This window comes from Paenibacillus sp. sgz302190, from assembly GCF_059820445.1.
Genome location: NZ_JBZYAO010000028.1, coordinates 80,143 through 102,004, shown reverse-complemented (window position 1 = coordinate 102,004; position 21,862 = coordinate 80,143). Strand labels below are relative to the sequence as shown.

Below are 21,862 nucleotides of genomic sequence, written 5' to 3'. Positions count from 1 at the left end.
TGTAGATGGTTCGAACTATAGAGGATGCAACGGAAGTATATGCAGCTTTGTGCCAGTTACATCAGATTCGTATATTCAGCTTGCAGGTACAGCAGGTGCAAGCATCACGTTAAGTTCAATCGACGGCTCGAACGTGAGCCAGGCATACAGCTTGACAGAAAGAAATGGTTTTGCCTTTACTACAAATGATCAACCGAGTAATAGTACTTCGTACTATGCTGTGACCCTTCAAGCTGGATTAAAGTACAGTTTTTACTCACAAGGGAATACTCCAAGCGGACTTGCTCTTTACAATAATAGCAATGTGAAAGCCATGGACGGACTTATACAGTCATTGCACTTTAGTCCGACAGTCACGGGAACCTATTATTTGCAAGTGAATGCGGGAGCAAGCGCTGGTAGCTATAACGTAGTTATGGAACGAGGAGCAATTCCATTTCAAATTCCAGGACCATACTCTAGTCCAATGCCTGATACTGGAAGCATTCGTTATGAAGTTGCTTTACAGTCTGAACGTACGGCAAACATTCATATTTCAGGGGCTACGACGATTGAGTCCTACGATAGTACAAGCAATGTAAGAATGCAGCTATGCTCGGGTGCTGAATGTAACTTCATACCGGCAAGCAGTGGCACCTATATTATCAAAACTTACGGTACGCCTAGTGCGTCTCAATCTTTAACCGTGCAGGATGGTTCAGGGTTCCAAGGAGCTTACGATTTGTTATTGTCAAATAGTATTGGCAGTCTCACGACGAATGCCCCGAGAGATGCAAACGTGTATTATAAAACTTTTTTATCTTCCAATACGGTATATAATTTCGCCGTAATAGGTTCTAAAGGAATGACCATTTACGATAGCAATTTCGCAGAGGTCATGAATAATGCTGGTCAAACGAAAATATCATTTACACCGATGAATACCGGTATTTACTACATTAAAGCAACCAGCGGATCGACTAGTGGCGCTTACACGCTGAAAGCCTATAAAACGATAGCCTCCCTGAATCTGGCTGATGATGCTATGGTTTCGGGTATTGTGCAAGTGACAGGAACGGCTTCTAGCGAAGCGCTAAAGAAGTGGGTGTTAAGTTATGGCGAAGGTTCTACTCCGAGTACGTGGAAAGAATTAAAAACTGGGTATAAGGTTATTGCTAATGGTTCTCTCTACGACTGGGATACGAATACTTTAGCAGCAGGGATCTATGCGCTGAAGCTGCAGGCTTTTGACGAATCGGGAACCACGATTACAGCGACAGTTAAAGTAAATGTGACCAGGAGTGGGCTCGTACTCGGAACGCCAACATCCATTACGGAAAATGCAGCTGAACTAAACTGGTCGATCGTCGATACGGTCTCCCTGCTTCGATTTGAATTGTATCAATCGACGAGCACAGGAGCAGCTTTTGTAATGAATGCTTCAACAATGAAAGCTTCGATAACGGATGTTGCGCGGCGTAAATACGAAGTCGTCTCTTTGACGCCAAACAGCACAACGTTCTATAAGGTACGAGCAGTGTATCAAGACGGTCGCATCTTTGATTCAAACGAGGTTTCTGTTACGACGCGAGGTAACTTGGCAAATACGCAAGTGACTACGTTCCAATATGATGCCGTCGGCGATGTCATTTCTGAGACGGATCCGAACGGGCATATGACCAGCTATGAGTATGATGCTCTCGACCGTGTCGTCGCGATCATTAGACCTAACCAGTCGAGAACAGCGAGTACATACGATCCGATGGGGAGGAGGCTGACGGAGAAAGACGGACTCGGCAACACAACTACGTATACGTACGATAAGCTGGGGCAACTGACCAGCATCACGGATGCAGAGGGAGGCGTTACCCAATTCGATTACGACAACAAGGGGAACCTACTCCAGACGCGCGACCCGAACGGCGGCTTGAGGCAGCAAACCGTTGATGTGCAAGGGAGAATAACGTCCCAAACGGATCCGCTTGGTAATCGAACGAACTATGTGTATGACCCGAACGGCAACCTGACACAAGTAACGGACCCGAATGGGCATACAACAACGTATACGTACAACAGTGTTAACTTGCAGGAGAGTATTACAGACCCTATTGGCAATAAAACCATCGTCAAGTACGATCTGCTCGGCAACCGATCGGAAGTGACGTTGCCGAATCAGGCTCGATGGCGCTATGCATATAATGAACGCAGCCAGCTTACTCGGGTGACAGACCCGGCAGATAGCGACACGACGATCACGTATGATGTGGCAGGCCGTATGCAAAGTATTACGGATGGCAACGGTTTGATGACGAGCTACGCTTACGATGCCTTGGGACGCTTGGCGACGGTTACTGATCCGATGGGATTACGTACACAAAATGCCTATGATAATGTCGGAAATCAGGTTGCCATGACAGACCGTTCGGGCCGAACGACAACCTACTCGTACAATGAGATGAACCAGTTAGCAACTGTTAACCTTAATGGGATAGACCCTATCACGTACGAATACGATGCGAGAGGCCAACGTGTCAAGATGAGCGACAGTACTCAGATGACAACATATACGTACACGAAGACAGGCATGCTGAAAGAAAAGAAAATCAATGACGGAAAATTCATCACCTACACTTATGATCTAATGGGGCAACTGATCGGTACAACGGATTTTAGCGGCATGCATGTAGCGCGATCTTACGACGCAGCCGGTCGCTTGGTTCAAGTGAAGGATGGCGATGGAACGATCACGTCCTACCAATATGATGCAGGCGGGCGGAGAATCAAGACGCTATTACCGATGGGAGCAAGCACCGAATATCGATACGATGCCAACAACCGCATCTTGCAATTGATCAATAGCAGTGTCAGTCAGTCTGTCTATGGCAGTACAGTAAGCCAATCCGTATATGGCAATACGGTAAGCAACAGTGTGTATGGTACGCTTCTTCCGCCACTGACAGAAACATACGCCTACACATATGATGCAGTGGGCAATATTCGTACGGTGACGGATGTGACAGGCACAACCGAGTATGGATATGACCTCAATGGACGTTTACTGCAAGGCATAACTGCTGATGGAACATTCCGAGGGTATACGTACGACCGTGTGGGCAATCGATTGACCGAAACGATCCGCTCTGCTGGAGAGTCGACGGGAAGAACGCAGATGTATCGGTATGACAAAAACAATCGACTGCTAGGCATGCAAGGTCCTTTTGGACAACGGGATTACACGTATGATTTGAATGGAAACCTGCTCGGCGACGGAAGCATGCAGTATACCTATGATGTGTACAACCAGCTTAGCTCGGTCACCCAGGGTACCTATGGTGGCACTATGTACCGCTACACCTATGACGGGGACGGATACCGCGTGAGTTCATCGGTGTATGGGGAGATGACGCGCTTCTATTGGGACGGCAGTCAAATCAATCTGGAGACGAACGCTAGGGGCCAGATCGTAGGACGCAATCTGTATGGGCTAGAGCGGATTTCACGGACACTCGGACCAGGTTCTACCGCCTACTTGACCGCACCGAATCTCCGCGGCTACTATGTATATAACGGACACGGGGATGTGACAGCCCTACGCGGTGCGGGCAACGAACTGCTCAGCACGTATTCGTACGATCCTTGGGGACAAGTGATCGGGGGCAGTGACGTTTTTGATAATCCGTACAAATATAGCGGAGAATATCAAGATAGTAGCGGATTACAATATTTGAGAGCGCGGTACTATAACCCGGCAGTAGGCAGATTCCTAACGGAAGATACGTATACAGGGAAGATTGATGATCCAGCTAGTTTGAATCGTTATGTGTACGTAAAGAATAATCCAATGATCTACACCGACCCGAGCGGGCATATCCCGATCGAGACAATCGCGGATGTTATCAGCATTGGTTATAGTGGGTATCAGTTATGGCAAGACCCGAGTTGGGGGAATTTAGGGTACTTGCTTTGGGATGTAGGAGCCACGCTGATTCCATATGCACCAGGTTCCTATGTAGGACGCGGAGTCAAAGTAGCAGCAACATGGGCAGATCGCGCACAGGATGCTTACGATTATACGAAAATAGGTATAAATACTACTCAAGCGTTAAGCAATATAGATGGGTGCGATACATTGCTTGGCGTGCTCTATGATGGTGTGGGCAGTGGTCTTGCCGCAGATATTCTGACACATTCTCGGAAAAAAGGTTTAGACTTCCGACATACGTTCTCGATGAACGGTGTTGGTGGAAGCAAAAGTAAGGGGAATGCTGTTGTGGATGAATACGGTATCTTGAAGAAAGATAATAGTGTTCCAGGGCAAGCCCATCATCTAAACCAAGATGCTGCATATAGGGACGTAATTCCCTCAAATAAAGGAATGTCAACAAAATTAGAAGGCAATGCATTTTCGGGAGTAGGTTCTCAACACTACAATGCACATGAAAGTCTGGAGCAGTTTTGGAGTCAATATAGACGGGGTGGAGCAAAGTTTGGTGAAGTGCCTACAAATTTAGAATATTCAAAGGCTATGGTTGATTCCTTAAAAGCAGCTGGGTATACTAAGCAGGAAGCGATGCAGATCGCCGCTAATGCTATAAAACAACGCGTCCAACACGGTTTACTTGGGGGAATGCCCGTGCCTAGAATACCCGGAAAAATGAATCAGAGACCAAGGCCCTAAAGCGAGGTGCTTCGTATTGAAAATAAATAAGAAAATATTTGAAAGAATTGATAACATTAAGTGGTTTGAAAAATGTGGCGCCGCTGTAAAGGAAGTGAGCATTAACCCCAATATTCTTCAAGTTAACAGTTGGGGGCAAGCACAAACATGGTACTCAGATGCTAACTGGGAGAACACAACACTAGAGGCAAGGAATATCTTAACTGAGTTTTTGCACAGCAGGTATCCCAGTAAGTATCTGGAATGGAATGCTACTGTAAGAGACGCAAAAGAATACATTGACTCGTCTCTCTCGGCCAAATTACAAAGTTACCAAGAGCAGTATAACCTTGATAACGTCTTTGTTGATTGTGTGAAATGGGACATACTGAATGCAATTATGGAACTGGTTTATTCTGATTGCAAAAAGCTTCCTGTATTTTTCATGGAATTACTCCTGGTTTACGAGAGTGGAAAATTCCCGTGCGGTTGGAACGGGGAATATCCAAACAATGGAGAGTTAGTAATATACTAAATGATTTGAAAATTAATACGTCCAAACCTTGATTGGCTTAGGCCAGTCAAGGTTTTTTTTGTATACGAAACCCCCCAGTTCGACTAGGGGTTCAGGAAAGCTTATAGCTATGAGTAGTCAATCCTTTGACCTCCATGATAAGATGAGTGCCGGTCTGCCAACCGCACAAAAGAAATCAAAGGAGAGCAAAGGATGGACAACAGCAGTCTAGCACATACGAAATGGAACTGCAAATACCATATTGTGTTTGCACCGAAGTATCGCAGACAAGTGATTTACGGAAAGTTGAAACGGGAAATTGGAAGGATCATTCGTCAGCTGTGTGAGAGAAAAGGGGCGGAAATTCTGGAAACGGAAGCATGTCTGGACCACATTCAAAGCTCGCTGATGATCCTCAATCAATTTGCGAATATGAAATACCGATACGGTAGTCGCCAATTTTGGTGCCGTGGGTATTACGTGGATACGGTAGGACGAAGCAAAAAAGTGATTGAGGGGTACATCGCCAAATCTTGTAGAATGGAAGTTACCACACAACCACTACGGAAAGGGCGATTTTTTTGCGTAATCTGAAGACTACTACCGAACAGTATACCATGCAACTGACACTTCCTCTAGGGAAAATCGAAGAAAAGGTGAAGGCTAAGCGGAGTCTCGCTCCCTCCTTCCAAGCCTACGACAACAAACAGATGCATATGATTGTAGATATAGAAGCACTGATCCCCGCCCGCCACGTGGCTCGCGTCATTGATGAGATGATTGACTCTATCCCTGACCCGCAATTGTTTGCCCACTATACGGGTGGAGGCCGCAGTTCCCGCCATCCGAAGATGATGCTCAAGGTCATTTTGTACGGCTACTCGCAAAAGGTTTATTCCTGCCGCGGCATCGAAAAGCTGCTGCGCGAAAACATCCCGACGATGTGGCTGGCCGCCATGCAGCAACCGGATTTCCGCACCTTGAATGACTTCCGGGGCGTGCGCATGAAGGCGTGCATGGACGAGTTGTTTGAAACGATGATCCGCAAGCTCATCGCGGACAACTACATCACGATGGAGAACTACTTTCTCGATGGCACGAAGATCGAAGCAGACGCTAGTAAGTACTCCTTTGTATGGAAAAAGTCTACGCTCCGCTTCGAGGAGAAGCTCCAAGAAAAGGTGCAGGCGACCCTGCAGCATATTCAGGCGCTCACGCAGCAAGAAGCCAGTGAATATGCCAAGGCACAGCCAGACGAGCTCACGGCCCGGCTCGAAGCCGCAGCGGCTGATCTGGAGGACAAGGTGGAGGAGTTAACCCGGCACATCGCGGAGGAAAGCAGCAGTGAAGGTCGGAAAGCGTTGCGGAAGCAGCGCAGTGCGATGAAGAAGCCCTTGAAGCACATTCGTGAGGATTTTCTTCCCCGCCTGGCCAAGTATGAGCAACAGAAAGAGATCTTTGGTGATCGCAACAGCTACTCCAAAACCGACCCCGACGCTACGTTTATGCGAATGAAGGAAGACCACATGAAAAATGGTCAACTGAAACCGGGCTACAATGTGCAAATGGCGACCGAAAACCAGTTCATTTTGTTCTACAGTCTTCATCAGCGTCCTACGGACACGCGCTGCTTCATTGCGCATATGGAGCAATTAGCGGCGTCTTCTTTGCCGATGCCCAAAACCGTGATCGCCGACGCGGGCTATGGCAGCGAGGAGAACTATTTGTATGCAGTGGGCGAAGAAAAAGAGCCGCGCTTTGATTTTCTCATTCCCTACGGCAGCTACATGAAAGAGAAAACGCGGCGCTACAAGAAGGATATGCGGCACGCCTCGAACTGGACGTATGAAGAACACGATGACCGGTTCGTTTGCCCGAATGGCCGCTACGTTTGCTTTAAGAAATACCAAACGAAGAAGAACGCTTCAGGACTGGAACAAAGCTTCAAGATTTATGAATGTGAAGATTGCAGCAACTGCCCTTTCAAGCCCGGATGCACCAAGGCCAAGGGAAACCGCCAGATACACTGGAATACGATCTGGGAAGAGTTAAAAGCAACAGCGAAAAAGGCCCTTGAGGATGACGAGAAATCCGCGATCTATGCCCGGCGCAAAGTCGAGGTAGAAAGCGTGTTCGGTCACATCAAGGGCAATCGCTCGTTTCGGCGCTTCTCCTTGCGAGGGCTGGAGAAGGTCCACACCGAGTTCGGGATTGTGGCTTTGGCCCACAATCTGCTGAAGGTGGCAAGCATCCGCCTCGCCCCTTTCCAGCAAAAACAAAAGAACCAAAAAAGTTGGTCGGAAACCATTGCGTTTTTCCGCCATCTTTTTTGGTTTTGGGGCTTTTTGGACAGCCCCTTATTTCTTTATAATCAGATTCATTATTTTCTCAGGAATTCAGTCAAAATAAACTTGGCTCGTTTAATTACCTCACTTGATTCACGAATTAGTAGATCGAGCACCTCTTGAAGATCTCTTTGTTTACTCGTTTCTTGGCCTAAATCAATTTCAGCGTATCTAAAAAGCTCCTGAACTTCAGCATCCAATGCCACAGCTAATTTTTCTAAATTAAGCAACGTAATATTCTTCTCCCCGCGTTCAATAGCTCCGATGTAAGTGTAATGAAACCCTGACACTTCTGCTAATTGTTCTTGTGTAAGTCCTTTAGCTTTTCTAATATCTCTAACTCGAGCTCCAACCACTTTTAGAATGTCACCCATTGTTAACACCTCTGATTAAAGTGTAGACAATGAGCAGGGAACGAGACACAACCGTAAAAATAGTAAAAACTAAAATACTATTCAAAAGTATTATTTCTAAAAATTTGGCAATAATTATTACTAGTTTAATAGAATCTAAATTTCATGGTGAGGTGTTTTAAAATGACAAAAATTTTTTCATTCGCATTAGTTACACCAATGGGTATTTATATCAATGATTCGTTTTACACATGTGCTAAAGCTGTTGAAAAACAATGGTTTAATCAAGCAGCAGTATGCGGAGTATGGATGATCCCGGTAATTTACTCAAAAGAAGTGAGGGATACGATCAGAGTCATTTACAATGGTGAAATCTTTACTGCTGCCATAGTTCCAGATACAACAAAAATTGCTGAATTTGTCGTTCGCTCAATCGCGAAGGAAATTTCATAACGAAGGAGAGTATTTCCCAAGAATTTTTTCGAGCCGCCTATCAACTTTACTTTTAGAGCTTATTGAGCCGGTTTCAAAATTTCACGAGAGAATTATTGACAGGAGTAATGAAGTGGTTATTAGCAATCAGAAAAAAAATCTTATCCAACAGGTAAGTCACAAGATTTTGCAGCTTAGCTGCTTTGGAAAAGTTACTTCTTATTATTGGGGTGTGAGGAAAATGGAAGAAATCTTGAAGGTAGTAAAAGAAAAAATAAAGATAATAGACGCCAACATAACCAGAAATAAAAAGTATTTTGATTATCCATTTACGAGTAACTGTAATCATTATTACAAATTAATTCTCTTGCACAGTCAAGTTGAGTGCTGGGAAGAATTTCTAAAATTACTTGTAAAATTTAATGGAGATCGACAACTGGACTTCCATAAGAAGTGTGATGGTTTCGAAAAACAAATTTCTTTTGAAAAGTCAGTTGCACCTGGATTCGTAACATCTAAGACATTGGCACAAATGTTTGAATATATGCGAACACTTGAGTGGAATATTGAAGAACTAATGAATAGACTCTCGGAATTAAGGGAACGTTCAGAGCTGGAATGAAGCCTAAAGCATGGAAAGCAAGCAGGGAAATCTGGATTTGAAATCCATTTACAAAAATGGGTATAGCAAAAAAGCCAACGAGGTTCATTTTTTAAAAATTAGAACAAGAAGCTAAAAATCCAGTAACATCATCTAACACCATATTATGCGAACCATTTTTCGACCCGTCAAAAATGCTGGAATCCCTTGTTCAATAAGGCTTATCTTTATCCCACTACTTCGCTTTTCTCGCTTCGTATTCACATAACTTTGATTTTGTCAGCTAAGATATACGAACCAGGCGCTAATAGGTTATATGCAGAAAAAGATATACGCACCTGATTTTTACGTGATATACGAAGCTGATAGTTAGAGCATACCTTGTGTCAAATTATCAGTCAAGGTTTAGTAACGATAAAGCAGCAGCCTGAATCATTGAAGTGACTTTACAAAAAGAGTGCGCCTCGGCACAATTTTTCTTATGTATCGTGATATTATCCGTAATTGAATATTTCATTACCAGGGAGCCATTGAGTTAATGTGTGAGAGCCACTTCGTTAATCATTAGAGCCACGCTGTTAACGACGAAAGCCAAATCGATCTTATGTCAATGAATGCAAGCTTCCCCTTCCGTCCCCCTCTCGGGGGAAACGCAGGGAGCACCAATGTTATCAGGTTAAGCAATGAGGCAATCTACCGTTGAGAGAATAGTAGATTTTGGTATAGTAGAGGTAAACGATAGAAATGGACGATAGCGCGTGAAAAAACGGAAAAGCCATTTTGCAACGTGTGTTCAGCCAAATGAGAAGCGACGAACTGAAAGATAAGGCAAAAAAAGAACAAAAACGATTTCAAACGAAACCGCAAGATCGTTTTTTTTTCGCTGGAGGTACTCATCCTGCGGATGGTTTGAAAATCGACACAACTGGAACTGGATGAGTTTCGAGAAAGATTCATGCCGGAGGAAGCGGCAAAGACGGCCTACACGAAGCAATCCTTTTCCGAAGCTCACCAGAAATTGCTGCCGGATGTCTTTACATTACTGAATGACGATCTGATCTGGGTGTATCACGAGGATGGCAATTTCAAAGCCTATCTCGGCTTTCGCCTGCTGGCGGTGGACGGAAGCGTGATGGAACTGTCGAACACCAAAGAGACCCAAAAGGAATACGGATACACGACGACCTACAAAGTTGGGTTTCGGATTGCCCGGGAGCTGTCCTCCCATCTCTACGACTTGGAAAACAAACTGGCGATCAGCATTTGCTTGAGCCGCTACGATGACAACGAACGCGATCTGGCCAAACAAAATATCGCGCATATGCTTGGTTTGGAGACCGCGCCGGTACCGAATTTGATCTTGTTTGATCGCGGCTATCCGTCTGCGGACTTTATGCTGTATTTACAGGAAAAGGGCATCTTTTATGCGAGCCTAAGACTCGTTTTACAAAGAAATCGTGAACACGACATGCCCGGATGAACTCGTTACTATTGAGATCATGAAGGCCCGGACGAAAGAACTGAAGAAGCAAGGGAAAAACAATGCGCCCGGGTCGGTGCTGCAAGTCCGTGTCATTAAAGTGGAACTGTCCACCGGCGAAACCAAAATCCTATTGACCAACGTGGGCGCGGAGGAATTGAGCTATGACGCATGCAAGCCCTTGTATTTCAAGAGATGGGCGTGGAAACCCGGTTCGACGATTTGAAACACAAATTCGAGATTGAGAATTTTTTAGGTCAGAAGCCCCTGTTTGATCGAATAGGACTTTTACACCACTGTGTTACTCAGCAACATGGCTTCGGTCATGGAACAAGAAGCCGAGGGGCAGATGAAAGAGAGCCAGCGGACAGAGACGTTGAAATATCCAGAGTACCGCATCAACAAAAACATGTTGGTCGGAAAATTACGTAATCGGCTCATCGCAATGGTACTTGAAGAAGACGATACGAAAATGGACGAGTTGCACGAGCGGTTTTTGGAAGAGCTGCGACGCAACATCGTCCCCATCGTCAAAGATCGCTCCTTTAAACGCGACAAGCAGACCATGGCTAATAAATTTACCAAAAAGCAAGCGACGAGGACTATAGCACTCTTCACCTGACGACATTGGCCTTACCTCCCCCCCTCGTCAAATTAACCTCCGGATATAAAAAGGGCTTTAACAGCAGTATTCACACTCAGATGGGAAAACAAATTCAAAAAAACCTTCATTATTTACTTGAATTGTAAGAGCCCATGAGAGAATTATCGTATAGACTGCTTTATTTTGTATCTATCTACTCAATAGAATATAATTTACAATATTAAGGGATAAAAGGGTGATGCTTAGTCTTTGAATAGAATGAAAGTATGGATTGAATTTTCTCAAGTTCATGAAGACCAATAAGAACTGATTGGAGGCTGGATATATCCGCTGAGTTAAAGAATGTGATGCAATATTTTATTCGTAATGAGGATTACTCCAGATTTATCAATGCGTCTCTGAACTCAGTATATGGGGGATCATCTCCCAGAGTCGACTTTCAAAAATTTGAATGTCATGACAGGCGCATTGGACAAAAAACAGAGAAGTGCTATTGTGGAGGTGCACAATGATAGAGGCAATTGATACTGAAAAAACAATAAGTGAAATTAGGAAAACAGTAAGTGAAATATTTAAGCTAGGAAAGGGTTTAAATATTCCGGCATATCAAAGAGGATATAGATGGAGCAAAGTACATGTTGTGCAAATCATCGAAGATATACTTGAAGGCTATCACAATAATGAGGAGTCTTATTGCTTACAAACGTTAATTCTGTCTGAGCATGAGAAAAAATTTCATATAATTGATGGTCAGCAGAGGTTGACGACAATACTGATTATTATGGGGGCGCTGAATTATTTATCGGGAATATATAATCAAGCAAGAACTGCTGATTTAACTTTAAGTTTAAAGTACGAAACGAGAGGGCACAGCGAGAAATTTCTCCATTTTCTGCTCATTATACCCAAGGAACTAGCTGATTTGAGCTGGAGTTCTATATGGATGGAATATTGCAACTATTTGGACGAGAGCTGTCACGATGAAAACATCGACTTTCGTTTTATGGTAGAAGCTTTTATTGTCTCTGTGAAAACATTAGAGGGAGTTAGGCCCTATGAAAAACTATATGAATACATATTAAATAAATGTTTTTTTCTATGGTATCCTGTAGCTCCGAGCATTAATGAAGAAGAACAGTTTTATAAAGTGAATATGGGCAAGTTGAGTTTGACTAATTCTGATCTTATCAAATCTGAATTTATGAAGCCGAGAATTTCTGGAGATGAAGAACACGATAAAAGAATTGCGTTGCTTGCTGAGAAATGGTACTCCATTGAAAAAGAGCTGCGAAACCCTGAGTTTTGGGCATTTATTCCGCATAAAAACCAGTACGGAATATGGAGTAATAGAGAAAAAAACTATGAGGAACGAAATGTTTACCTTCCAAGAATCGATGAAATATTTCAATTGTTTATTACAAGTCTGCCAGAAAAGTCGGAAACAGATATGTATGCTGAGAGTGATAAATATTTTCTTTATAATAAGTTGACTGAATGGATGAATGAGAAATTGCAAAATCAAAATATATCTATTATATGGGGAAATATTGAACGGTTGTATTTAGAAATAGTCGATTTGTATAATGCCGATGGCAGAGAAACGCTATATCATAAGTATTTTGAAACACAAAAAAAAGCCTATAAAGAAGGTTCGCTTTATAATTTGGTGGCCTATATTATATATTCATATTCAATAACTCTGGAAAAGTCAGAGATTTTTGTTGGAGAGGTAATATTAGAGATAATCGAAACCAACAGACAGGGAAGAAGACGTAAGATAAGAGAAATTATTCAATCGATATTGGAGGAGGTTACGGGGCTCAGTTCGGAAGAATTAAAGAAAAAAGACAGCTTCAAGGAAAAGCTAAGCTTAATGAAATATGAATCAGATCAAAAGAGTGAATATGATACTCATGATGAAAGAAAAGATAAAAACAAAAAAATTAAAAATCTTTTAATGCTGTTTAATTTTATTTTATTGGACAAAAATTCAGGGTTAAGTAATAGGTATGATTTTTTAAATCATAGGTACTGGGGAATAGAGCATATTTTTTCTCGAAAAGAAAGCCCAATTTCAGGTAATGATGAACTTAATAGGAAAAGGGAGGGAATTGAAAAAAACCTTCAGGAGCTTTGCACTTTTGAAAATAATAAAATTGAAAACCTTGATGTACAGCAATTCCAACATCATGATGACTTGAAGTCATTTGTCGAAAGCAAGAAAACCCAACTTGAAAAGGCTTCAGAGTCGAACAAAGAAGGTATAAGCGATAAAATAAATAGTGACTTTAAGAACAAGATTGAGAAAGTAAAACAAAAATTAAGAGGAGAATTAAATACTTTTAAAAAAACAATATCAACCGAAAGAGCCTTTGCAATGAGAAAAATCGTTTTAGAAAGTTTGTGTGAGTACTACGATTCAGTACAAGAATCAAAAGATTCAGGTTCAATTGATACTGAACGAATAAAAAAAATATTTAGGTTAACAAAACATATAGATGAATTAGGCGGATGCTGTAAAAATTTCGAATGGAAACAACTTGTTGAGAACGATATTATAGATGCGCAAGAAGATGAAATACTTGATGAAATGATAAAGAAAAATACGAAAGAAACTCTTTCATACGATGATTTTATTAAAAAGTTACTTAGCGAAAAGAATGAAAAGCAACGTGCAGCAAATGGAATCGAACAGGCTTTTGGGCTAGAAGAATTACATTTATATTTTGATTACATCGTTCTGAATGAAAATGCCGATGATGTTCATACTGAGGACTATGCAGGCCAAACAGAGTCATCTGAAAATAATTATGCAAAAGTTAAGGAGTTTGTACGAAAAGCAGCTATAAGAAAATTTAAAGAACATCATTCAGATATTAATAGTGAAATTTTGCGGTCCATTTATATAAGAGAGGTGGATCATTACTTCCTTAATGTGCATACAGAGCTATTAAAGGATGATTCATTACGGAATTTGTCCTTATTAAGGAGCAAAGAGAATAGGATTCTAGCCAATAGTTTTATTGAAAAGAAAGAAAAAGTCAATGAGTTTTTATCAAGAGGGACTGCTATTCCTTATTCAACCCTTTTGGTTTTTACCGACCGTTATTTTAAACTGGATGCAGTATTTAGTGGTGAAAGATTACAATGGTTACCGTCTTCTAGAGACAAGTATTTTGATGACATAGTAAATAATATACATAATTTTATTTTATCCGGAGATTGATTTCATGAAAAAACATACCCTAATTTCTTTGAATAAGAGCTACACTATTTGTATTCCTGCTATTCAGAGGGAATATGTGCAAGGATTTGATGAGGAAAAAAGCAAGGCAGTACGCAAACGTTTTCTTGATGACATATTTGGAGTTCTTGAAAGTGTTGATTCTGAAAAAACGCTAAACACAAGTATAATTTATGGATATAAAAAAAACGACACTTTTTATCCGGTGGATGGTCAGCAACGAATAACAACTTTATTTATTTTGCATTGGTTTTTATGGAATAAAACGGATAACAGTGCTGAGCCATTTTTTCAAAATAAGCCGATCGTTTATGAGATAAGGAGTGCTACGGGTAGTTTTTTCAGAGAATTGGTTAACCCGGATAGAATGTCCGCGTATAAGGAAATGTTGAATTCTGACAAACGTTTGTTTGATAGTATGGTTCAAAGCAAATGGTTTAAAAGTGAATGGCTTAGCGATGTTACGGTCTTATCTATAATTAATGTAATATCGGAATTAAAAGAAAGAAATATTTCTAAGGAACAGGCGGAGAATTATTATCTTAAGCTGGAAGAAAAAAAAGTAACCTTTGATTTGTATGTATTGGATAGTGAAAGTGCGAAGAGATCATCTATTACCGATTACGTAAGATTGAATTCGCGAGGCAAAGAATTAGAATGGTTTGAGAATATTAAAGCAATTATATCAACGATTGAAAAGCAGTTGGAAATTAGCAAAAAGGATAGATTTGTATATAAATACGATAAAATATATAGTGATTATTTTTATAAAGTATATAAATCAGATAATAAGTCTTTAGAGCAAATTACTAAGGACATGAATGATGCTACCTTAAATTTTATGATTAATTCTTATAATCTAATGGAATTATTATTAAATGATAAAAAGCAGGGGGGCGTGGATTCCTGGTTTAAACTGTATACAACTTTAAGTGAGGAATGTGATGCGATTAGAGGAAATAAACATACTTTTTTGGAGAACTATCTAGCATTTATAAATAATGCACTGAGTAGTATTGTTCAGTTAGCTGACAATGATTTAAGAGAGAGGTTTCAAGTTTACGAACAATTACTAGATATCAACAGCTCTTTTTCTGATAAAAGGAAAGAGATTGCTAAATTAATCTACTATCATCAATATTATTTAAAGCAGGGAGAGTTGGTGGATAAAGAGGCGAATCAAAAATTCAATTACGTTTTAGAGAATATGGCCTACCCGAAATGGAATCAACTATGGAGTCAACAAGGGGATCAACAAGGGCTGAAAATTATATTTCATTTCTCAAAAAAAATCTCTGACTTCAAAAGTATAATGGATTATTTCCAAGAAAGAAAAGAATCAGATATAGCTGATGATCTGCATTTAGGGGATTACAAGACTAATGCAGAGGGTATACGGATCAAAATAAAAGATGTAGCTACGAAAATACAAGAACAGAAAGTAAAGGCCAAGCTCTGTGGTTTAAATAACTTGCCATATGATTACTTTTACGAGTGGGAGGAAAAATTTCCGGACAAAAGAAGCGTTTACTTTCTTCTGGAATTTGTCGGTGTATGGAGCGATTATTCTGATGAAAAATGTAAAGCGGTTTTTATAAAATTAAAAGAGTATTTAAAGACAGCGAAAGCATTGTTTGAAAATAGGGCATCCTTAAAATTAAGGAAAATATTTGCGGTGGCAGCATATTATGATGAGGGGAATGAACGTTTGCTTAGTTCGGACGAAATTAATAGAAATGTAAGATCTAATTTGCATTATTGGGATGATTCATTTTATTTTATTGAAGATGAGATGCAGCTAAGAGATAAAAATCTCAGGAAAATGAAGTTAAGTAAATTAAAACTGGCATATGATTTATATGTTGCTAAATTGCCAAAGCTAGAACAAGAGTTAACTGCTGATAACTATAAAGATTGTTGGTTAAGGTATGCATATAAGAATAATTTTGAACCTTTATTGTTGCAGCCGATGACGTTTGAAAATAATAAAGTGAGGATAAAACCAAAGCTAGGAAAGAGTGATCATAGAATAGAGAAAAGCTTCGTAAATTTCTTTGCATATTTATACTTGCTTGAAAAATCTAAAGAGGGGTGGGTTGATAATCAATACCAGTCTCCTGTTTACGATCTGTATACTACTAATGTAAGGGATACGTTAACGGTTGAGAGGTTTACCAAGGTTAAAAGTATTGATAAAGATATGGATAAAAATAGAATAATAAACATGATTGAGCTTAACTTGATATGGGAAAATGAGATAGAAAGGCAACTGTATAGCAGGAGTTTCTTCTATATTAAGCAAACCATCGAGGTAGCTGGAGATGCTGATACATTGATAGCTTTGGAAGGAAATAAAATCATTAAAAGAATCTTTAATTATTCTGACTATAAAGAATTTATGTATGATTTAAGTCGCGATCTTGAATCAATTAACATGAATATAAAGAAAGAACAGAAGTGCAGAAATGAGATTTCGAAAAGATACGATGAATATCGGAGTCTTAAAACAGAGAAAAACATTAAGGAATCACATGAAAATAATGCACATCATGATGCACTTATTAAAATGGAAGAAGATATAAAAGAGAAATTTAATGAATTTAACTCTTCCATCAAAGAGAATTACAGTCTCGTGAAGTCATACTACAGGAACGGAATTATAGAAAAATATTTATATCGTTCAGGTTTGAAAAAGGAAATTGGTGCTGAATTGTTTAAGCAAAACGAAGAAAATGATGAATATTAGAGAAAGCAGATAAGAGTTCGACAATTTCAGGTTGAAAACGATAACTGAAGTGATTGCAGTGGTACGATATACAGCGATTAAAAATAGAAGCTAAGCCCGCTCCTATACAGTGACTAAATCAAAAAAGTTCCAACTAAATGAAAGGTGTGGATTATATTCTTATTCCCCAATACGACACATGTGCAGTGCGTGGTGGGGATATGTCGAGTCGATACCTAGAAGTCTATATTTATCAGTATTCGGCAAAGTATTTCTCCTTTGCGCAGGATGAGAGTGACTATAAGAACAAGGTGTTGAGAAATACGATAAAGGTTATAGATGTTTTGGCCGTGTTCTGTTATTCATGTGATGAGACTTAAACATTGGAATTAGCGGAAAATCGGAACGAAAGACCACCTTCTAAAGTAGAACGGAGGTGGTCTTTCTTATTACACCATACTATGTGAACCGTATTTTGGTCCTTTAAGAATGCCGCGGACCTCTGCGTAGCAAGTTTTTATCCCATGTCCTTATCTCGCATTTGTTGCTTTGTTTTCGCATACTTCGATTTTTAAAGCACGCCAACTGTGGTCACCGCAAAGGTTGTGGCCAGGACTTCATTTATTTTGGAAATAATGATAGTCATAAACCCAATATCTTGACGAAATACAGGAATCGGGACGGCGGTTTTATCATCAATTGTAGGAAAGAGGTATTATAAGTCGAAATGTGGAATGGGACTTATGAACTAACTGCTAGGCTTGAACGTTGGCAGTGAAAAGAATAGTGAGCAAGCACAAGGGAGGATAACCAGAAACAATGAAGCCACAGCTATTATACTTATACATTCATGATATTGGGAGATGCTTTGAACGACAGCAATTTTCATTTACAAACGATTTTGACATTCAATTCAATTCAGAAGACCGAAAGCTCAGCATTAAAAAACGATATAATCCCTTTAACGGTATGTGGGGGAATAACGTGAGCAGCATCAATCTTATTGTGGGGAAAAATGGTGCTGGAAAAACGACGATTATGGATTTGCTCGGCTCCACCAAAACTAGAAAGATAAATATGTTCTACAATTCTCAACGCAGAGAGCAGGAAATTAAGCCAGAAATGGACTGGTTTGTTCTCTATCATATGACTGACGATATTTTCGTAATCGAAGGATATGAACCTGATTTTATTGCCAATTTAGAAGGATTGTGGGGGGGAGCCAGCCAAGATTACAGCATTAGCGTACAATATAATATGATTATGCCGAGCAGAAAGCCCTTTTTCGCAGTTACATACAGGAGCCGGAGGAAATGGAAAAAAGACGATCGCGACCGCTAGAGGCTATATTTCGGACTTTATATATGACGAACGAGAGAAAGCGGGATTGGTTCAAGAGTAGTTTCCCAGCAGAAGGAGATGACCACTTTGTAGGTTTCAAGCGAGATTACATGAACCGTCCAGCAAATGCTGTCTTGTACCAGTTTATGAGCGCTCGGGTCATTTCACTGGAGCCCGACTTTGCGGCCATCGACCCGCGTTGTTCGCTTGAGTTGAAAGATTGGATGTTCAGAGATATAACGTTTACCGAAGATAGGAAGGGCGCCTTCGATCTGGAACTATACCAAGATAAGGAGAAAGCGATTTATTTCGACTGGCAATCTAAGAATGACCAAGTGTTCACCAATCCGGTGTCTTATCTCAAAAGACAACCACAGTATGGCCAATTGACCTTCAAACAGATGTTTATAATCTGTTATTTGGAGATGCTGATCATGGATATTTGGATGAATTCAATCAAAACACGTTATAAGCAGGAATTAATTGAGGAGTACCAAGAATATTTTCGGGAAGAATTGAAATTCACTGACGGAAACGAAAATCAGTATGACGCCAGGTTTTCTTATTTGTGCGATGCTTTGCGGTTTTTTGAGCAAATAAGAGTCGGATACTATGACCCTGATTGGCCTAATTTTGATACGGAATCAATCTTTCGCTTTGTTACGGTACTTCTTGACCTGCCAGACAATCTTTTCTCGTCAAGCAAAAAAATGCTCGTATCTGTTCGCGGAGGCTTCAACGAGGAGGTTTTTAAATGCTTGAAGTGTATTGACGACGAGGGCAAGGCACTGCATGGCAATCATTTTTTATTTCAGGTTCGTTTTGAAAATCTGAGCGCAGGGGAACTGGAATTTATCAGTGGTTTCGCTAATTTGTCTACAGCGATAGAATACACTGTAGCAAAATGGGAATTCGATACACTACTCCTGCAACTGGATGAGCCTGATGCTTCCTTCCACCCCGAGTGGTCGCGCCGGTATATCCACAATCTTGTCTCCTTTTTGAATGATATTGATATCAGACGACCAGTGAATTTTCAAATTATGATTACGACTCATTCACCTTTTATCGTATCGGATGTTCCAAGTCCGTTCATCACTTGTCTGGAGTTGAAAAGAGAAGAAGACGGCAGTTATACGCGAATCGTCAAAAAAGCCGATTTTGGGCTGATGAGCAATATTTACGATATTTTACGTACGGATTTTTTTATTAGTTCTCCAATCGGCGAGCAAGCGAGACATTTTTTTAATGAGCTGGCAGACCGCATCGACAAGCTTGACGATTATAACCCGGAACAGATAAAAGAACTTAGAGGACGTGTCACTGCGATCGGCGAACCATTCATACAAGAAAAGCTGATGGAGCAGCTTGAAGAAGCGGAGCGAAGACTGATGCCGGTTGATTGGCGTGAACGACGCATTCAAGAACTGCAAAGGCAAATCGAGCATCTTAGACAACTGAACGGAGATGAGGGTAGCCAATGATCAAACTGGACCGGATGCGACTCGCCAGACTTGAAGCCGATTACAAGGATCAGATGCGTGATACGCTGTTAAGAAGCTATGACCGAGCACTAGCGGATCAACCTATACCTGCTAATCCGTTCACGAAACGCAAGTACACCGCTATTTTCGAAAATGCCCATGGAACAGTCAACCTTACTTTAATCGACGATTTGCTCTCGAAACCGCTGGATGTCGTATGCCAGTCTTATCCAGAGATTAATAATTACCTACAGACTTGTAAACTCGTCTACTACAGCGCTTGGCAGATTGACCGCGAACTGGAGAAGACCGGCCGGCCTCTAACAAATGCGAACAGGCAGGATTATCGTAGTCGGTACGTAGACCGTTATAGCAATGTGAATTGGTGGCTTAACGACTTGCTTGCGAAGCATCGTAATTATGCGCAGAACATGGAATGCTTTTATGCGTTCATTAAGGATGCGAGACAGCATCTCGAAGTCCTAAACGGCTTCTTGAGCTGTATCGTCAATTATGGCATGATGGAACCGGATTATCGACACGATCTATTGACTCGGATGGGAACAGAGGTGTGTCCGTATTGCAACCGGCAATATATTACCAAGTTTGAGACGGATGACGGCAAGTTCAGGAGCATGGCTGATCTCGATCATTTCTATCCGAAGTCTGTTTTTCAACTTCTGTCGCTTTCGTTATATAACTTCGTTCCTTCCTGCCAGCATTGCAACTCTAGATTCAAATTGGCAAAAAGCTTGGAGATCATGTATCCATACGAGCAAGGGTTTGAGGACGATGCTTACTTCCAGGTGACGATGAATGGCAATACGAACATCGACTCACTTACCGGATTAAATACAGCTTTTGATCTGAAGCTTTTTGTTACGAAGAAGGGTGCGGACTCCGGGCCCATAAATAACAGCGTGAAAATGTTTCATATCAATGAGATGTATCAAAGTCATAAAGAATATGTGAGGGAGTTGCTTTATAAGAAACAAGCGTACTCCTCGCACTACAAGAATGAATTGTTGCATTTGTTCAAAATGATGAAGTTGACAGAAGCGGATATTCATCTATTTTTGTACGGTAATCGTCTTTCACCCGAGGAGTTACACAAAAAGCCGTTGTCCAAGCTCGCTTACGACGTAATTGTGCGCGAGCAAGAGGGAAGGAAAGTTTGAGAATCTTAGTTGATTGAAAGTGTGAGCAGGTGTCGAATCTGGATTAACCGAAGCGGGCTAGAGGAACTTGCAGAGGCTGCTTGCTTTTGGTTGAGGATTCGAGTGAAATAGTGGCGACGCTAAAAGGCTTTAATCCGATTATGGTGGTCTTCTACGGCTGCATTAGTCCAGTGGCACTGATGGTAATTCACAATTTCTTCTTCCCAATGGTACGTGGTTTTGAGGGACGGTAGCATGGCCAATTCGATCTCCTCGCTCATAACATTGTTCATCGCTGTTTCACAACCGCATAGTTAGAAGAGCAGTCATACCACTCTGTGAAGGCATCTTACCATTTCCATATATCGTGGAAAAAGAGAGAATAGTTGAGCATTGTTCCCAATCGCTTTCTACTTTCTTTACTAAGGGATTCCGCAAGCCGATGGTTGGACCTTAGCTCGGCTTTCGCCGCGGTGTTAGGGTGCACGCTTTCAATCACTTATCCCATGAACGTGGAAGCGATCGACGATGCGAATCTCATTCGGAAAGCATTCGCTAATCCAAGTGTGTGGTACGCCTGGGCTAACTCCATCACCAATGCCTTGGGTTTCAGCAGATAAACTTACTAAAGCAGATAATAAAATATTTTCAGCTAAACGTGATCCAGATACGGGACGCATTATGGATCAGAAGACATCTGGCGGGAAGTTCAAGGGCGTTCGAATAGAAAAGTGATAAGTCTAAGAGAACCGTCAGACCATAAACTGACGGTTCTTTCTATTATGATAACCGGCTTTCCGCATGAATAAAATGGAAAAAAGGAATTATCAAAAGTGGTGTTTACGCACTTTCTCTTAGATATCTCCAATTAATTTTTATGAACTACGCGTTTTTTTGAAATTAACTTGTTATTTTTTGACCAACTCGACGTCTCTGAGAGGTTCAA

Annotated in this window: 16 protein-coding genes; 14 read left to right on the top strand and 2 right to left on the bottom strand. The window is 41.0% G+C overall.

What is annotated here, in order from left to right; genetic code table 11:
- Positions 1–49 precede the first annotated feature (49 nt).
- From AC6RNO_RS25640 to AC6RNO_RS25625, 4 genes are all read left to right on the top strand, one after another.
- Entirely contained in the window at positions 50–4,657 is a 4,608-nt protein-coding gene (locus AC6RNO_RS25640; protein WP_497107210.1) for an RHS repeat-associated core domain-containing protein, read from the top strand.
- A 16-nt stretch (positions 4,658–4,673) separates the two neighbouring features.
- Entirely contained in the window at positions 4,674–5,171 is a 498-nt protein-coding gene (locus AC6RNO_RS25635) for a hypothetical protein (protein ID WP_497107209.1), read from the top strand.
- Positions 5,172–5,363: 192 nt separating this feature from the next.
- Entirely contained in the window at positions 5,364–5,744 is a 381-nt protein-coding gene (gene tnpA / locus AC6RNO_RS25630) for an IS200/IS605 family transposase (protein ID WP_497107208.1), read from the top strand.
- On the top strand, positions 5,732–7,618 hold the full coding sequence (locus AC6RNO_RS25625) for an IS1182 family transposase (protein WP_497107207.1): 1,887 nt from the start codon (positions 5,732–5,734) through the stop codon (positions 7,616–7,618). The genes tnpA and AC6RNO_RS25625 overlap by 13 nt, the downstream gene beginning before the upstream one ends.
- On the opposite strand, the gene AC6RNO_RS25620 is transcribed toward AC6RNO_RS25625, so the two are convergent.
- On the bottom strand, positions 7,531–7,869 hold the full coding sequence (locus tag AC6RNO_RS25620) for a helix-turn-helix domain-containing protein (protein WP_497107206.1): 339 nt from the start codon (positions 7,867–7,869) through the stop codon (positions 7,531–7,533). The two genes, AC6RNO_RS25625 and AC6RNO_RS25620, sit on opposite strands and share 88 nt — an antisense overlap.
- Positions 7,870–8,031: 162 nt before the next feature.
- Here AC6RNO_RS25620 and AC6RNO_RS25615 point away from each other — a divergent pair, with 162 nt between their 5' ends.
- From AC6RNO_RS25615 to AC6RNO_RS25570, 10 genes are all read left to right on the top strand, one after another.
- A complete protein-coding gene (locus AC6RNO_RS25615) occupies positions 8,032–8,301 on the top strand; it encodes a hypothetical protein (protein WP_497107205.1) in 270 nt (89 codons plus the stop codon).
- Between the two features lie 112 nt (positions 8,302–8,413).
- The gene (locus tag AC6RNO_RS25610; protein ID WP_497107204.1) at positions 8,414–8,902 is read left to right on the top strand and encodes a hypothetical protein; all 489 of its coding nucleotides are present in this window, start codon (positions 8,414–8,416) and stop codon (positions 8,900–8,902) included.
- Between the two features lie 934 nt (positions 8,903–9,836).
- Positions 9,837–10,361 carry a transposase gene (locus AC6RNO_RS25605; RefSeq protein ID WP_497107203.1) on the top strand — a complete coding sequence of 175 codons (525 nt, stop codon included), beginning with the start codon at positions 9,837–9,839 and terminating at the stop codon, positions 10,359–10,361.
- Positions 10,339–10,587: a hypothetical protein gene (locus AC6RNO_RS25600; RefSeq protein WP_497107202.1), complete on the top strand. Its 249-nt coding sequence runs from the start codon at positions 10,339–10,341 to the stop codon at positions 10,585–10,587. The genes AC6RNO_RS25605 and AC6RNO_RS25600 overlap by 23 nt, the downstream gene beginning before the upstream one ends.
- A 99-nt stretch (positions 10,588–10,686) precedes the next feature.
- Positions 10,687–10,983, top strand: a complete 297-nt coding sequence (locus tag AC6RNO_RS25595) for a hypothetical protein (RefSeq protein ID WP_497107201.1) — start codon at positions 10,687–10,689, stop codon at positions 10,981–10,983.
- Positions 10,984–11,473: 490 nt separating this feature from the next.
- Positions 11,474–14,191 carry a GmrSD restriction endonuclease domain-containing protein gene (locus tag AC6RNO_RS25590; RefSeq protein ID WP_497107200.1) on the top strand — a complete coding sequence of 906 codons (2,718 nt, stop codon included), beginning with the start codon at positions 11,474–11,476 and terminating at the stop codon, positions 14,189–14,191.
- Between the two features lie 4 nt (positions 14,192–14,195).
- Positions 14,196–16,955, top strand: coding sequence for a GmrSD restriction endonuclease domain-containing protein (locus AC6RNO_RS25585; RefSeq protein WP_497107199.1), 2,760 nt, complete (start codon positions 14,196–14,198; stop codon positions 16,953–16,955).
- Between the two features lie 798 nt (positions 16,956–17,753).
- A complete protein-coding gene (locus AC6RNO_RS25580; protein ID WP_497107198.1) occupies positions 17,754–18,275 on the top strand; it encodes an AAA family ATPase in 522 nt (173 codons plus the stop codon).
- Positions 18,248–19,759, top strand: a complete 1,512-nt coding sequence (locus AC6RNO_RS25575) for an AAA family ATPase (RefSeq protein WP_497107197.1) — start codon at positions 18,248–18,250, stop codon at positions 19,757–19,759. The genes AC6RNO_RS25580 and AC6RNO_RS25575 overlap by 28 nt, the downstream gene beginning before the upstream one ends.
- A complete protein-coding gene (locus AC6RNO_RS25570) occupies positions 19,756–20,937 on the top strand; it encodes a hypothetical protein (RefSeq protein WP_497107196.1) in 1,182 nt (393 codons plus the stop codon). Before AC6RNO_RS25575 ends, AC6RNO_RS25570 begins: the two co-directional genes overlap by 4 nt.
- A gap of 119 nt (positions 20,938–21,056) precedes the next feature.
- On the opposite strand, the gene AC6RNO_RS25565 is transcribed toward AC6RNO_RS25570, so the two are convergent.
- Positions 21,057–21,173: a transposase gene (locus AC6RNO_RS25565; protein ID WP_497107213.1), complete on the bottom strand. Its 117-nt coding sequence runs from the start codon at positions 21,171–21,173 to the stop codon at positions 21,057–21,059.
- Positions 21,174–21,862 lie beyond the last annotated feature (689 nt).

Bases quoted from the DNA above. Each gene is read 5' to 3' on its own strand.
- AC6RNO_RS25590 (WP_497107200.1), top strand. From the start codon at position 11,474: ATGATAGAGGCAATTGATACTGAAAAAACAATAAGTGAAATTAGGAAA.
- AC6RNO_RS25570 (WP_497107196.1), top strand. From the start codon at position 19,756: ATGATCAAACTGGACCGGATGCGACTCGCCAGACTTGAAGCCGATTAC.
- AC6RNO_RS25615 (WP_497107205.1), top strand. From the start codon at position 8,032: ATGACAAAAATTTTTTCATTCGCATTAGTTACACCAATGGGTATTTAT.
- AC6RNO_RS25605 (WP_497107203.1), top strand. From the start codon at position 9,837: ATGCCGGAGGAAGCGGCAAAGACGGCCTACACGAAGCAATCCTTTTCC.
- AC6RNO_RS25580 (WP_497107198.1), top strand. From the start codon at position 17,754: ATGAAGCCACAGCTATTATACTTATACATTCATGATATTGGGAGATGC.
- AC6RNO_RS25565 (WP_497107213.1), bottom strand. From the start codon at position 21,173: ATGCTACCGTCCCTCAAAACCACGTACCATTGGGAAGAAGAAATTGTG.
- AC6RNO_RS25620 (WP_497107206.1), bottom strand. From the start codon at position 7,869: ATGGGTGACATTCTAAAAGTGGTTGGAGCTCGAGTTAGAGATATTAGA.
- tnpA (WP_497107208.1), top strand. From the start codon at position 5,364: ATGGACAACAGCAGTCTAGCACATACGAAATGGAACTGCAAATACCAT.
- AC6RNO_RS25585 (WP_497107199.1), top strand. From the start codon at position 14,196: ATGAAAAAACATACCCTAATTTCTTTGAATAAGAGCTACACTATTTGT.
- AC6RNO_RS25575 (WP_497107197.1), top strand. From the start codon at position 18,248: ATGGAAAAAAGACGATCGCGACCGCTAGAGGCTATATTTCGGACTTTA.
- AC6RNO_RS25595 (WP_497107201.1), top strand. From the start codon at position 10,687: ATGGAACAAGAAGCCGAGGGGCAGATGAAAGAGAGCCAGCGGACAGAG.